Genomic DNA, 12,455 nt, shown 5'->3' with positions numbered 1-12,455 from the left:
CGCTCAACACCAGCCCCAACCGGTGGCTGGAGTCAACGCATAGAGCCTCCACCGATCCCGGAGCGGTTCATTCGTGTTCATTCGTTGGGCTTGCGGACAGGGGTGTCTCAGACGTGCTTGGACGCTGGCGCAGGACACTGTCGGGGTCGTAGCGCTTCCATAGTTCGCTGACGCGGGCGCCGGTCGGTCCGGGGTAGGCGCGGGTGAAGGACATGTGGTCGGGGGTGCTTTCGAAGTTCACGTACGCTCCGTCCGTGTGCGGAGCCAGGGTGTCCCAGACCGTGGAGAGGGCGGGCCGCTCGTGGGGTGGGAACATCGAGGCGATGACCAGTGTCTTCTGGTGGCGGTGGGCGAAGGCGGTGGCGGCCGGGTCCTGGTCGCCTGCCGCGCCGCCGAGTGAGTGCAGCTGGATGAGGACCGGGTCCGGGCCCGTCGCCGCTGTCACCAGGGCTCGGGCCGCGTCGGGGGAGATGTCTGTGAGCAGCCCGTTGGTCGTGGTCGACGGCATCTGCCCGGTGTTGGGGTGCAGGTGGGCGGGGGAGACCAGTTCCGTGTACGGCACGATGTGGGCTTGCTGAACCGTGACTTCGCCGATGCCGAGCAGCGGTTGGAGGGCGTGTTGGATGGTGGCGGGGTTGTCCGAGGCCACTACCGCTGTGATGACGGCGAGCGGTGTCCTCCCGTGGGAGGCGAGTATGGCTTTCGTCGACAGCTCGCGTGGCGCCTGGGCCATGACCTCGCTCCAGCGCCGCAGGCTCTCGCCGGCCGGGTCCACGCGTGCGACGAGTTGGGCGAATCCGATGTCGTGCAGTTCGGCGGCTTCGATCTCGAAGGCCACCGCGATGCCGGAGCCGGCTCCCGCGCCGCGCATCACCCACAGCAGGTCCGGGTCGTTGACGGGATCGGCGCGGACCTGGGTGCAGTCGGGCAGTACCACCTCGACCGCGCGGACGTGGTCGACGGTGAGTCCGTAGTGTCGTACGAGCCACCCGATACCGCCGGCGGTGGCCAGTCCGCCGACCCCGACGTTGCCGTGATCGCCGGAGCTGATGGCCAGGCCGTGCGGGGCCAGCGTCTGGGCGACCTGGGCCCAGCGCGCGCCGGCCTCCACCCGTACCAGGCGCGCGTCGCGGTCGAGGACGTCGACGCGGTGCAGGGCGCTCAGGTCGATGACGAGTCCGCCGTTGTTGGTGGCGCTGCCGGACAGGCCGTGCCCGCCACTGCGGACTGCGATGGGGAGGTTCCGCTCGCGGGCCAGCCGCAGCGCCGCGGTGACGTCGTCGGCGGATTCGGCGAGGACGACCGCTGCCGGCCGGCCCGTTGTGGTGTAGGTGGAGCGGAGCAGGGGGTAGCGGCGGTCGTCTGGGGTGACGATCTTGCTGGCGAGGCCGGCCGGCGCTGTGCCGAGGGTTGTCGTCATCGTCCGTTCCTCATGGCTTCGACGTGTTCACGGACAGCGGGGGCGACCTCGGAGGCGAAGAGCGCGAGCTGCTGCTCGGGGTTCACCATGGGCCAGAGGACGAAGGTGTCGAAACCGAGGACGACGGCCCATTCGGTGAGCGTGTCCACCCAGCGGCGCACGTCGCCGACGAGGCCCTGGCCACCTGGGCCGCCCGCGCCGATGACGCCGATGACGTTGTAGATGCGGCGGATCGATTCCGGGGTGCGTCCTGCGGCCGTGGCTGCCGCGTCGATGATCTCCTGGCGGGAGGGGACCTCCTGCGGTGTGACGTAGATGTTCAGCGGGGAGACCCAGCCGTCGGCCGAACGGCCCGTGACGGTCAGCATTTTGCGCTTCTGGGCGCCGAGCCAGAGCTCGACGGGCTTGGGCGGCAGCGGACCGGCGCGGTAGCCGGTCACCGAGTGATGGGGGCTCTGGAGCCGTACGGTGGCTCCGGCGAGGGCCTGGCGCATGAGCTTGAGCGACTCCTCGGTGAAGGCGACCATCTGATCGCCGCGCCGGGGTGTGCCGCCCATCGAGGCGATGGCCTCGGCGAAGGCACCGCCGCCGACGCCGAGTTGGATCCGTCCTTCGGTGAGCACGCTCAGTGAGGCGGCGGCCTTGGCGAGCATCGTCGGCGGACGCAGTTGCAGGTCCGCGACGTCGGTGAAGAACGAGATGCGATCGGTGGCTGCGGCGAGGTTGCTGATCAGCGTCCAGGTGTCGAGGTATCCCGGTTGGTAGGGGTGGTCCTGGACGGCGAGGTGGTCCAGGCCGCTGTTCTCGGCCTGGCGCGTGAGGCGCCGGGTCAGGTCCAGTGACCCGGCCGCCGGGTCCAGGCTGAGCCCGAAGGAGAGGGGGCGTCCGTAGTCGGTCATGGGTCCACGGTGCGGCGGACGGTTCCACCCGGCAAAGCTTGGGTTAGGTGCTAATATTTGGTTAGTGGCTTGAATTCAGGAAGGCAGAGAAGTGATCAACGCCCAGTCCCAGTCCCAGATCCTGCACCTGGAGCGCAGCTCGATCCACGACGACTCCTGCCCGAGCTTCCAGGCGGCCCTGGAGCTGGTCGGGCGCCGCTGGACGGGATCGATCCTGGCGGCCGCCGCCCAGGGAGCCCACCGGTTCGGCGAGTTCCGGGCCTTGATCGACGGCATCTCGGACCGGCTGCTCGCCCAGCGCCTGAAGGAACTTGAGGCCGAGGGACTCATCGTGCGGACCGTGATCCCCAGCACGCCGGTGCAGGTCCGTTACGGCCTGACCGCGGAAGCCCAAGCCCTGTTGGCCGCCCTGCAGCCGCTGGTGCAGTGGAGCGCAGGGCGTGCCGCCCGGCGGGCACGGTAGCAGGGCGCCGCAGTCGAACGCGTACCGCTCCCGTGGTCTGTTCGGAGACTCGACCGCTGCTGCGAGTAGTCGGTGAACAGCGCGGCGCTCAGACTGTTCCACGCCAGGATGTCCATCAACACTCCAGCCGACCGTGACGAGAGGTGCCACTCTCAGCAGGATGCTTCGTGACCCTGCTCCCAACCGCGGCACCCGGGGGCGCCAGGACCGCATCTGTTGCTGCTCCGGCGGCCAGGCGGGGATGGCCCGCACCAGCACGAGTCCGCAGACCGACAGCACGGTCAGTACGACGAACGGGGTGACCAGCGGCGCCGGACCGAACTGCGCGGCGAGGCCGGAGAACACCGCGCCCAGCGCGACACCGGTCGAGGCGGACGGCGAGGTGTGCGCGCTCCTCGGGCTTGGGGCGGCCGGTTTGCCGGCGTTCATGAGTCCTGACATCTCCCATGGAATCGGGGGGCGGTCGCCGACGGTCTGGCGCCTTGTGAGATCCGGTCGTGGCGGAAAGCCGCGGCAGACAGGGAGACCTTTTCCTGGGCAAACGTGCCTGGGAAAGCCCCCGCCGTGCGGTGAATTCGCATGCCCTCGTTCCTGCCCAGCATGTGCGAACGCGGGTGACGTGCCCGTCTCGGCGCACGACCAGCATCGGAGCTGTATCGGCAGCCGTCCAGCCAAGAGCTACTTACTTATAGTTAGTAGATTATGGGTGCTTTGGGAGGACGGTGTCTGTGGCAGCACAGTGAACACGTGCCGCCACTGCCGGCGGCCACGAATGACCACGGCCCAACACACCTGGAACCTCCTATGGCAACCTTGCTGCACCTCGACTCATCCCTGCACCCCGGCTCCGACTCCAAGTCCCGTACCGTGGCCCGGGCGTTCCGCGACGCATGGCGGGAACAGCATCCCGGCGGCGAGGTCGTCTACCGCGACCTCGCCGCGGACCCGCTGCCACACCTGGATGTGCACGGCTTCTCGGCGGCCTTCGCGGACGACGACTCGCACACACCCGAGCAGGCGGCGGCGTTCGCCAGGCGCCTGGCGCTTATCGAGGAGCTTGAGCGGGCCGACGCCGTGCTGCTCGGCGCACCGATGTACAACTTCACGATCCCCTCGACCCTCAAGAGCTGGATCGACCACGTACTCCTGGTCGACCGCACCACAGGCGACAACTCCAGCGTCAAGGGCCTCCCGCTCACCGTTGTCGCCAGCCGCGGCGGCTCCTACGCGCCGGGCACGCCGCGGGAGTCGTCGGAGTACGTCCAGAACTACCTGCGATCCGTCCTCGGCGAGTACATGGGCTTCGACATCGACTTCATCGTCCCTGAGTTGACCGCCGCCGCCTCCAACCCGGCCATGGCTGAACTCATCCCCCTGGCAGAGGCATCCTGGAGCAGGGCCCTGGAGGACGCCGTCATCAAGGGCAAGGAAGTCGCACAGCGCGTCGCCGCGGCATGACCGCCCCAGGACGCCACCGGGCGGGCTCCGCTTGCACGTGCCCCCATCGGTGATCAAGGCTAAGAACTCCTGACAAAGTGACAGGTTCTTCAGTCGGCGCCAGCAGATGATGCCGCAGGCCAGGCTGAGGAACGCTTCGTGGATGTCGTCGCGGATTTCCCAGCGGATGCGTAACCGGCGGAACCAGTGCAGCAGCGCGAAGCTCTGCTCGACCGCCCACCGGTGTACGCCCAGGCCAGACTCGTGCTCGGTGCCGCGGCGGGCGATGACCGGGCTGATCCCGACGGCCCGGACCTGCTTACGGTACGTGTCGTGGTCGTAGCCACGGTCGGCGTACAGCGCGACCGGGCGCTGTCGGGGCCGCCCTCGCCGGCCGTGTACGGGCGGGACGGTCTGGACCAGCGGGACGAGCTGGGTGACGTCGTTGCGGTTGCCACCGGTCGGCGATACCGCCGGCGGGATGCCGTGCCCTTCGGTGATCAGATGGTGTTTCGAGCCTGTTCGGGCACGGTCGACCGGGCTCGGTCCTGTTCATCGACGCCGACGACCCGGACGCCGTCGAACCGTGCCGGGTCGTCGATCAGGACCCGCTTGCCCTCGGCGAGGACTGCGTCGTCGGCGGTGTTCCACGCGACGCCGGGACCTTCGGCGACCCGGGCGACGGTGAGGTGTCCGACCACAATCCGAGTGCCCACCGCAGCCCGCGCCGCGACAACTTCGACCGGGGCTCGGCCACCTGGGAGGTGTCCTGGCGCCAGACATGCCCGCAGCCACCGCATCGGTAGCGGCGGATCGTGGGGAGTAGGTCATCTGTCGAGGGATCAGCGGTCACGGCCGATGGCGGAAGCTGATGCGCATCAGCCGGCTGTCAGCCCAGTCTTCGAGCCGAGTCGGCCGGATGGTGCCGGGGTTGTGGGGCTGATTGAGATCCGCGACGATCTCCGCCAGCACGGCCTGACGTTCAGCTAGGTCGGTGACAGGCGTGGCCCGTGCAGGCAGATCTGCGCGGATCCCGTTCTTGAGGTGGAAGGTGAAGTCGGGATTGGCGAGAAGGTTCGCATGCCAGTCGGTCGCGGCACCGCCGGCGCCGCTACACAGGTAGGTGGTGCCCGCAGCTCGGTAGAAGAAGATCTCGATGCGGCGTGGTCGGCCGGTGCGGCGCCCCAGCGTCGTGATGTCGATGATCCGTTCGCTGGTGCCTGCGGCGGGTGTGATCTCGATGGCTCGCCGGATGTGATCGGGCAGGTGCGACAAAGACGCGTCACGTGCGGAGTCGTTCCATCCGGTCGTGTCTGGACTGCTCATGCGGTCTCGGTCTGAAGGGCGGGGCCGAGGAGGAGTCCACCGTCGATGACGTACTCCGACCCCGTGATGAACGACGCGTCTGATGACGTGAGGAACAGGAGAAGCCGGGTGACGTCGGTCGGCTCTCCAAGCCGGGGGATGGCGAAGGGCTCGGGTGAGTAGAAGTCCGCGATTGCCGCGGTGGCGCCGGCTGCTGGTTCTTGGATGAAAGGGGTCGCGATCACGCCGGGGTGGATGGTGTTCACGCGGATGTGGTCCCGGCCGAGCTCAAGCGCTGCCGTTCGGGTGATGCCTCGCACGGCCCACTTGCTGGCGACGTACGGCGCGTAGTGCGCCGTGCCGCCCAGGCCCATCGTCGAGGCGATGTTGACGATGGCTCCCCCTGTGGCGCGGCGCAGAGCGGGGGCGGCGATCTTGATGCCGAGGAAGGTCCCTGTGAGGTTGATGTCGAGGATGCGCGACCACGTGGCCTGGTCCGTGTTCTCAATCGGCGCCGGCGGGTTCTGGACGCCCGCGTTGTTGACAAGCACGTTCAGGGCACCGAAGGCGCTCTCGGCGGCTAGCACAGCGGCGGACCACGAACTCTCGTCGGTGACGTCGAGGCGGGTGAAGCGAGCGCGGGACCCGAGCTCGTCGGCGAGAGCGGCGCCGCGTTCGGCGTCGATGTCGCCGATCACCACGTTCGCTCCCTCCGCGTGGAAGGCGCGTACGTGGCTTGATCCCTGGCCACCGGTCCCACCGGTCACGAGCACGGTCTGGTTGTCGAAGCGGTTCATCAGATGTTCCTTCGGAACGTGGGTGACTGACCGGGATCATCGGCGATGAACGGCCGGCCGATGGCGAGCCGGGTGACTCACCACTGCCTTGACGCTAGGTTGGCGGCAGTGGCGAGTCAAGCCACTCACCTCGTACACTCGGTCCATGAGCAGGGTCGTATCGACGTACCACCAGCGCGTCGCCCAGGAAAAGCGCGCGCTGATCGTGACGGCCGCGACCGCACTGTTCCTTGAGCTGGGCTACGACCGGACGTCGCTGGCGCGGATCGCAGAGCGCTCCGGTGTCTCGCGGGCCACCTTGTTCAAGCAATTTCCGAGCAAGGCTGCCCTGTTCGACGCCATCGTCACCGAGTCCTGGCAAACTGCTGAGGAGGAGGATCCTCCGCCGGCAGGCAACGTCGTTGACGGGCTCAGCGCCATCGGTCGCCGTTACGCCGAGCTGTTGAGCCGGCCCCAGATGACCGACCTGTTCCGGATCGTCATCGCCGAGCTGCCCCGGTTCCCGGAGCTGGCCCATGCGCAGTTCTCGCACGGGAAGATGCCCTACTTCGAGTCCGTACGCAGCTACCTCCTGGCTGAGCACGAGGCGGGAACGGTGCGGGTCGAGGACGTGGACCTCGCAGCCACCCAGTTCCTGGGCATGATCTCCAACTACGTCTTCTGGCCAACACTCCTGGTGCCGGGCTGGGAAGTGAGCGCCGAACGCGTCGCTCAGGTAGTCGACGAGGCCGTCCGTACCATCGCCGCCCGGTACGCCGCGACTGGACCAGGGACGTCCACCAACCACTGAGTCCCGCCGCCACCAAAGGAGCTGATGCCCAAGCAATCGAGGCCGTCGGCACCAAGGGCGTTCGCGGGGCATCCCGGGGCGGACACCGAAGGGGGGAGTTCCTTGCGGGAAGTTGCGAGCTGTGTGAAGGCACGGACGGTGTAGAAGTCCATCACGTCCGGAAGCTCTTCGAGCTCGAAACGAGCGAACCGGCCCTCTGGGCAACAGCCATGGCCAAGAAGCGCCGCAAAACCCTTGTGATGTGAGCTGATTGCCACGGCCTTATCCCCCGGAGGGCGACCACCGCAACACTCACAAAATGATCACTGGAGAGCCGGATGCCAGGAAATCTGGCCTGTCCGGTTCGGAGGGAGGCCGCACGGGCTCAGATCGGTTCTGTGTGATCGATCCGGGGGTTGGGCGGTGGATGTCGGAAGGCTGGGGCGGGCCGCGTTCGAGGTGGGGTACGTCGATGCGGGCCACCGCCGCGACGACGGTTGTCGGCGAACCGATGGCGAGGACCGTCGAGGGCGTCGCTGTCGGCTAGGGAGGACGTCACGAGGTCCCGCCTCGACGGCCGTTGAGGCGATAAGAAGGTCTCAGTTAAAGCAACAGAAAGTTGCTATAGTGGGTGGACGTGCTGCGGCGTCGAAGGAGCGGACCATGCGGATCCTGATCAGTGGGGCAGGGGCAGCGGGCCTGTGCGCAGGCATCGACCTGGCGCGTGCCGGGCATGAGGTGGAGATGGTCGAGCGGGCGGACCACCTGCGCGTCAACGGCTCCCCGATCGACGTGCGCGGCGAGGCCATCGAGACCGCGCGCGGCATGGGCATCCTCGACGCGGTGCGCGAGCACCGGATCACGATGACCGAGCAGACGAAGTTCGTTGACCAATCCGGCGCGGCCGTCGCGCCCTTGGTGATGCAGGAGATCAACGAGACCCCGGATGACATCGAGCTCCCCCGCGAGGACCTCATGACCATCCTGCGGCAGACCCTGCCCGAGCAGGTCAACCTGCGCTTCAAGGAGTCGATCGCGTCGCTGGTCGACGACGGGGACCGGGTCGCGGTCACCTTCGCCTCCGGCCGGGAGGGTGCCTACGACATCGTGGTGGGCGCGGACGGGGTGCACTCGGTGGTGCGCCGGTTGGTCTTCGGCCCGGAAAAGGAGTTCGCCGAGCACCTCGGGGTGTACGTCGCGATCGCGGACGCGCCCGGCCAGGTGGCACCCGGCGACACCCGCGTGACGGAGATCCTGAACCTGCCCGGGCGCTTCGCGGGCGTGGCCCGCTACCGCGACAAGGCGCTGGCACTCTTCGAGTTCCGGTCCGACCCGATCGACTACGACTACCGCGACCTGGGCGCGCAGAAGCGCCTCCTGGCCGATGCCTTCGCCGGGGTCGAGGACTGGATGGTCCCCGATCTGATCGAGACCGCCCTCCGCGATCCCGAGCTCTACTTCGACGGGCTCGCCCTGGTCCAGATGTCGACCTGGCACCGGGGGCGGGTCGTGCTGATCGGGGACGCCGCGCACTGCGCGACTCCGATGGCCGGGCGCGGCACCTCTCTGGCCCTGCTCGGGGCGTGGACGCTCACCGAGGAGTTGACCCGGCACGGCGACGACCTCACCGCGGCGTTCAGCGCCTACGAGCGGCGCCGGCGCCCCCATGCGACGGCGGCCCAGGAGTTCGCGCGGGGCGGGGCCGACCTTGTCGTCCCCGCCACCTGGGAGGCCATCGAGGCGCGCAACGCCCGGCTGCGCGCGGCCCAGTCGCTGTAGGGTCCCGGCCGTGATCGAGGACGAACCCACGCGAGAGCCCGCCCGCCGTCCGGGCGGGCGCAACGCCCGGGTGCGCAGTCGCATTCTTGAGGCTGCCGCCGAGCTGATCGCCCGCGACGGGATCGGCGGCCTGCGCTACGACCAGGTCGCAGAGCTCGCCGGGGTCAACAAGACCAGCGTCTACCGCAACTGGCCCGACCGTACGGCCCTGCTCGCCGACGCACTGACGTCCTTCAGTGCCGAGGCGACACCCTTGCACGACTCCGGCGACATCGACGCCGACCTCGTCGACTTCCTCGAAGCCCTCGCCGCCGCCCTGTCCAGCCCGCAAGGGCGGGCACTGCTCAACGTTGTGGGCGCGGCGCACGACAACCCCGGCCTACGGGCCGTCGTCGACAAGGCGTTCGCTCAGCGCCTGGCGGCGGTGCACCAGCGGGTGGAGGCAGCGATCGAGAGCGGGCAGCTTCCAGCAGTCGATTGCCGTCTTCTCGTCGAGATGCTCAGCGGCCCGGTGCACGGACTGGTCAGCCGGGGCGCACGCGAGTTCACGCGAGCCGACGCGCAACGGATCACTGCGATCGTGCTCGCCGGCGTACGCGCCATCGCCGCCCGCGACGGCACCTCCGGCCGCTGACGGAAACAGCCGCTCAAGTCGCGCCCGGCGGGTGCGCAGGTGGTCCTCCAGCGCCTGCGGGTACGTGTCTCGCTCTGCCGGGCGTACGGTCCGCAGCGCGATGATGGACGGCGCCGTCCCAGCCCTCGCCGTACGCCGTTCCACGGGCGCGGGGTGTGGGCAGCCGGGCAGTTCCTCGACCCAGCAGTGGGCTCCGGCGACGGCGCCGGCCTCGACGGCGCGGACCAGTTCGTCCGCGTCCTCGGGCTGGAGTCCGGCGGCTGCGAGGACCGAGTAGATCTTCATCCGGGCACTGACCGCCCTCGCCTGGTAGTCGTTCATCCGCTGACGCGGCTCTGAACTGACTCCCTGCAACCATGATCTGCCGCTGCCGGGGAGGAAGATCGGCCGGCAACCCCTGCTGTCACGGATGCGATGTGAGTCAAGTCGTGGCTGGACACCGAGCATCGGCCGCGGGGAGCTCCGTTCAACAGATGCACCCTGTACGGGATATGGCGCCGCACCCGGTGCCCGGTGCACACTGCGCAACACGCGTAGAAGTGACATGCGCAGGACACCTTCCGGCCCCTCGCGTGCCACCCTGCCCGTCTAGAACTGCCCTGCCGCACAGCGTGTCCCCCTGCACATCCCCGGTGCGGTGCTCCGCGAACAGTCCGCAACCGCTCGCGAAAGGCACCCTCATGTCACCTCGTCACATACCTGCCAGACGCCCCCGCCGCACCGCTGCGCTCGGGGCCGCCTGCCTGGCCGCCGCCGTGACGCTGGCAACGCTCACCACCGCCCCCGCGGCGAGTGCCGCCGCGTCGGTTCCGTCGCAGGGATCGCCGACACAGCTCGACGTCGGCAATTGGAACGTCGAGTGGTTCGGTGCGCCGGACTTCGGCCCGACCAACGAGGCGCTTCAGCAGCAGAACGTCCGCGACGTCATGGCGGGCGCCGACATGGACGTGTGGGGCCTCTCCGAGGTCGTCAGTACCTCTGCGTTCAACCAACTCGTGGCGGGCATGCCCGGGTACACCGGGGTCGTGGCCAACGACCCGATCGTGACGAACGGTGCGCAGTACTACTCGGACTTCAGCAACACCGAGCAGAAGGTCGCCCTCGTATGGCGCTCCAGCATGGCCACCCTGGTGAGTGCGAAGGTCATCCTGACCGGACAGAACAGCAACTTCGCCGGCCGCCCGCCGGTGGAGTTCACGTTGCGCGGCACGTTCGACGGTGTCACCCGTGACCTCGTCTTCATCGTCCTGCACGCGAAGTCCGGTTCCACCCAGGATGCGTGGAACCTGCGCAACCCCGCGTCGCAGGCCCTGAAGTCCTACCTCGACACGACCTACCCCACGCAGAACGTCTTCGTCATCGGTGACTGGAACGACGACGTCGACACCTCCATCACACCCGAGAAGGCTTCCCCCTACGCCAACTTCGTGAACGATGCGGCGCGCTACACGTTCCCGACGCGGGCCCTGTCGCTGGCGGGCGTGTCGTCGACGGCGGGTTACCCGGACTTCATCGACCACCAGCTCATCACCAACGAGGTGCAGGCCAAGTACGTCGCCGGCTCGGCGACCGCCTTCCAGCCCCAGGCATATATCCCGAACTACGCGACGACGACCAGCGACCACTACCCGGTGCTGGCCCGCTACAACTTCGTCATCGGCGGTGCCGGCGGCGCGAACCGGCAGCCCACGGCGTCGTACACGCACTCCTGCACCGCTCTCAGCTGCACCTTCACCGATGGCAGCACCGACCCCGACGGCACCGTCGTGAGCCGCAGCTGGGACTTCGGCAACGGCCGGACCTCGACGGCGACGAACCCGACCGTGACCTACGCATCGGCCGGAACCTACGCGGTCTCGCTGACCGTGACGGACAACGGCGGGGCCACCCACACCACGACCCAGAACATCACCGCCACCGCCGGCGGTAGCGGCGGACCCGCCGACGTCATCATCAACGAGGTGCTGGCCAACGAACCGGGCAGCAACACCGCCGGCGAGGCCGTCGAGATCGTGAACACCGGTGGCACGGCAGCCGACATCGCCGGCTGGACCATCTGGGACGGGTCGGCCGTGCGGCACACGTTCGCGGCCGGTACGACGCTGCAGCCCGGCAAGGCGATCACCGTGTTCGGCGCCGGCTCCGCGATCCCCAGTGGCATCGTGGCGGTGGCGGCCAGCACCGGCGGCCTCAACCTGTCCAACAGCGGTGACCAGGTGATCCTGCGGGATTCGGCCGGAGCGACGATCCAGTCGATGAGCTACTCATCGAGCCAGGCGAACTCCGACGGAGTGTCCATCAACCGAAGCCCCGACGGCTCGGCGACCGGCGGCTGGGTCAAGCACAACACCATCAGCTCGCTCTCCAGCTCGCCCGGCCGGCGCGCCGACGGGACGGCGTACTGAGCCCCGATCCGCCAGCCTGACTTCGCAGTGATCGTTCAGCGGGGTGCGCGCTGGTCGGCTGATGAAGGGCGTGCAGTAGCCGTTGGCTGCCCAGCTCTTCAACCACAGGTCTCAGGCCCTCGCGGACTGGCCGGCCTGATGGCCGTCCACGCCTCCTTGCCGATCGTGGTGATCTGCCGTCCGCGCTGCCCAACGAGCCCGGCCCGGGGAAAGCCCGGGTGCCCCTTCCCCGGGCTGGCCGCCCGCAGCCCGATCGCCGCCGCCAACTCGGCGCGTCGGCTCTTCTGCGATCAGAAGCGATGTCCGAACCGAGGGATATGGCTACAGCTCGAACTTCCCCGCGCATCAGCCTCGTTCGGGTGATCGCTCCGCAGCCGGCGCATAGGAGAAGGGTAAGGGCCTCCCGCACAGTTCGGTGATGGCGAGTCAACGAACCATCAGAAGGCCCAGCTGTCACACTGTGGCGTGCTTGCTCCGTCCGCGTCTAGCTCCGAACGGCCCTCGGCGCCTCGGATACAGCGGCTTCATCGGCCAGGGTCTCGACGGT

Annotated in this window: 11 protein-coding genes and 2 pseudogenes; 7 read left to right on the top strand and 6 right to left on the bottom strand. The window is 68.6% G+C overall.

Annotated elements, in window-relative coordinates; genetic code table 11:
- Window positions 1-67 precede the first annotated feature (67 nt).
- On the bottom strand, window positions 68-1,420 hold the full coding sequence (locus tag AC27LF_RS22075; protein WP_479662828.1) for an FAD-binding oxidoreductase: 1,353 nt from the start codon (window positions 1,418-1,420) through the stop codon (window positions 68-70).
- Window positions 1,417-2,319 (bottom strand): LLM class flavin-dependent oxidoreductase, encoded by a 903-nt coding sequence (locus tag AC27LF_RS22070; RefSeq protein ID WP_479662827.1) that lies wholly within the window; start codon window positions 2,317-2,319, stop codon window positions 1,417-1,419. The genes AC27LF_RS22075 and AC27LF_RS22070 overlap by 4 nt, the downstream gene beginning before the upstream one ends.
- A 91-nt stretch (window positions 2,320-2,410) precedes the next feature.
- On the opposite strand from AC27LF_RS22070, the gene AC27LF_RS22065 reads away from it, so the two are divergent.
- Together AC27LF_RS22065 and AC27LF_RS22060 are read left to right on the top strand one after the other, a co-directional pair.
- Window positions 2,411-2,782 carry a winged helix-turn-helix transcriptional regulator gene (locus AC27LF_RS22065; protein ID WP_479662826.1) on the top strand — a complete coding sequence of 124 codons (372 nt, stop codon included), beginning with the start codon at window positions 2,411-2,413 and terminating at the stop codon, window positions 2,780-2,782.
- Window positions 2,783-3,586: 804 nt separating this feature from the next.
- Window positions 3,587-4,240, top strand: coding sequence for an FMN-dependent NADH-azoreductase (locus AC27LF_RS22060; RefSeq protein WP_479662825.1), 654 nt, complete (start codon window positions 3,587-3,589; stop codon window positions 4,238-4,240).
- An 84-nt stretch (window positions 4,241-4,324) separates the two neighbouring features.
- Here the strand turns inward: AC27LF_RS22060 and AC27LF_RS22055 are convergent.
- The 4 genes and pseudogenes from AC27LF_RS22055 to AC27LF_RS22040 all read right to left on the bottom strand — a co-directional run.
- Window positions 4,325-4,768 (bottom strand): annotated as a pseudogene (locus AC27LF_RS22055) (IS5 family transposase); the annotation flags it as partial.
- A gap of 2 nt (window positions 4,769-4,770) precedes the next feature.
- A pseudogene (locus tag AC27LF_RS22050) lies at window positions 4,771-5,033 on the bottom strand (ISL3 family transposase); the annotation flags it as partial.
- A 35-nt stretch (window positions 5,034-5,068) separates the two neighbouring features.
- Window positions 5,069-5,545, bottom strand: a complete 477-nt coding sequence (locus AC27LF_RS22045; RefSeq protein ID WP_479662824.1) for a nitroreductase/quinone reductase family protein — start codon at window positions 5,543-5,545, stop codon at window positions 5,069-5,071.
- Window positions 5,542-6,321: a glucose 1-dehydrogenase gene (locus AC27LF_RS22040; RefSeq protein ID WP_479662823.1), complete on the bottom strand. Its 780-nt coding sequence runs from the start codon at window positions 6,319-6,321 to the stop codon at window positions 5,542-5,544. The genes AC27LF_RS22045 and AC27LF_RS22040 overlap by 4 nt, the downstream gene beginning before the upstream one ends.
- 145 nt (window positions 6,322-6,466) lie before the next feature.
- Between AC27LF_RS22040 and AC27LF_RS22035 the strand changes: the two genes are divergently transcribed.
- The 5 genes from AC27LF_RS22035 (at window position 6,467) to AC27LF_RS22015 (ending at window position 11,908) form a co-directional block, all read left to right on the top strand.
- Complete coding sequence (locus AC27LF_RS22035; protein WP_479662822.1) at window positions 6,467-7,111, top strand: TetR/AcrR family transcriptional regulator; 645 nt, start codon at window positions 6,467-6,469, stop codon at window positions 7,109-7,111.
- Window positions 7,006-7,356: an HNH endonuclease gene (locus AC27LF_RS22030; RefSeq protein WP_479662966.1), complete on the top strand. Its 351-nt coding sequence runs from the start codon at window positions 7,006-7,008 to the stop codon at window positions 7,354-7,356. Before AC27LF_RS22035 ends, AC27LF_RS22030 begins: the two co-directional genes overlap by 106 nt.
- Window positions 7,357-7,753: 397 nt before the next feature.
- Window positions 7,754-8,869 carry an FAD-dependent monooxygenase gene (locus AC27LF_RS22025; protein WP_479662821.1) on the top strand — a complete coding sequence of 372 codons (1,116 nt, stop codon included), beginning with the start codon at window positions 7,754-7,756 and terminating at the stop codon, window positions 8,867-8,869.
- Between the two features lie 10 nt (window positions 8,870-8,879).
- Complete coding sequence (locus AC27LF_RS22020) at window positions 8,880-9,503, top strand: TetR/AcrR family transcriptional regulator (RefSeq protein WP_479662820.1); 624 nt, start codon at window positions 8,880-8,882, stop codon at window positions 9,501-9,503.
- Window positions 9,504-10,183: 680 nt separating this feature from the next.
- Window positions 10,184-11,908 carry a lamin tail domain-containing protein gene (locus tag AC27LF_RS22015; RefSeq protein ID WP_479662819.1) on the top strand — a complete coding sequence of 575 codons (1,725 nt, stop codon included), beginning with the start codon at window positions 10,184-10,186 and terminating at the stop codon, window positions 11,906-11,908.
- The last annotated feature ends 547 nt before the right edge of the window (window positions 11,909-12,455 follow it).

It is taken from the genome of Streptomyces diversicolor (assembly GCF_057537855.1).
The sequence above is the reverse complement of the archived record's forward strand: the minus strand, read 5'-3'. Positions and strand labels throughout refer to the sequence as shown.

Coding starts and splice junctions, on each gene's coding strand:
- AC27LF_RS22075 (WP_479662828.1), bottom strand. CDS start 1,420: ATGACGACAACCCTCGGCACAGCGCCGGCCGGCCTCGCCAGCAAGATC.
- AC27LF_RS22070 (WP_479662827.1), bottom strand. CDS start 2,319: ATGACCGACTACGGACGCCCCCTCTCCTTCGGGCTCAGCCTGGACCCG.
- AC27LF_RS22060 (WP_479662825.1), top strand. CDS start 3,587: ATGGCAACCTTGCTGCACCTCGACTCATCCCTGCACCCCGGCTCCGAC.
- AC27LF_RS22045 (WP_479662824.1), bottom strand. CDS start 5,545: ATGAGCAGTCCAGACACGACCGGATGGAACGACTCCGCACGTGACGCG.
- AC27LF_RS22040 (WP_479662823.1), bottom strand. CDS start 6,321: ATGAACCGCTTCGACAACCAGACCGTGCTCGTGACCGGTGGGACCGGT.
- AC27LF_RS22035 (WP_479662822.1), top strand. CDS start 6,467: ATGAGCAGGGTCGTATCGACGTACCACCAGCGCGTCGCCCAGGAAAAG.
- AC27LF_RS22025 (WP_479662821.1), top strand. CDS start 7,754: ATGCGGATCCTGATCAGTGGGGCAGGGGCAGCGGGCCTGTGCGCAGGC.
- AC27LF_RS22015 (WP_479662819.1), top strand. CDS start 10,184: ATGTCACCTCGTCACATACCTGCCAGACGCCCCCGCCGCACCGCTGCG.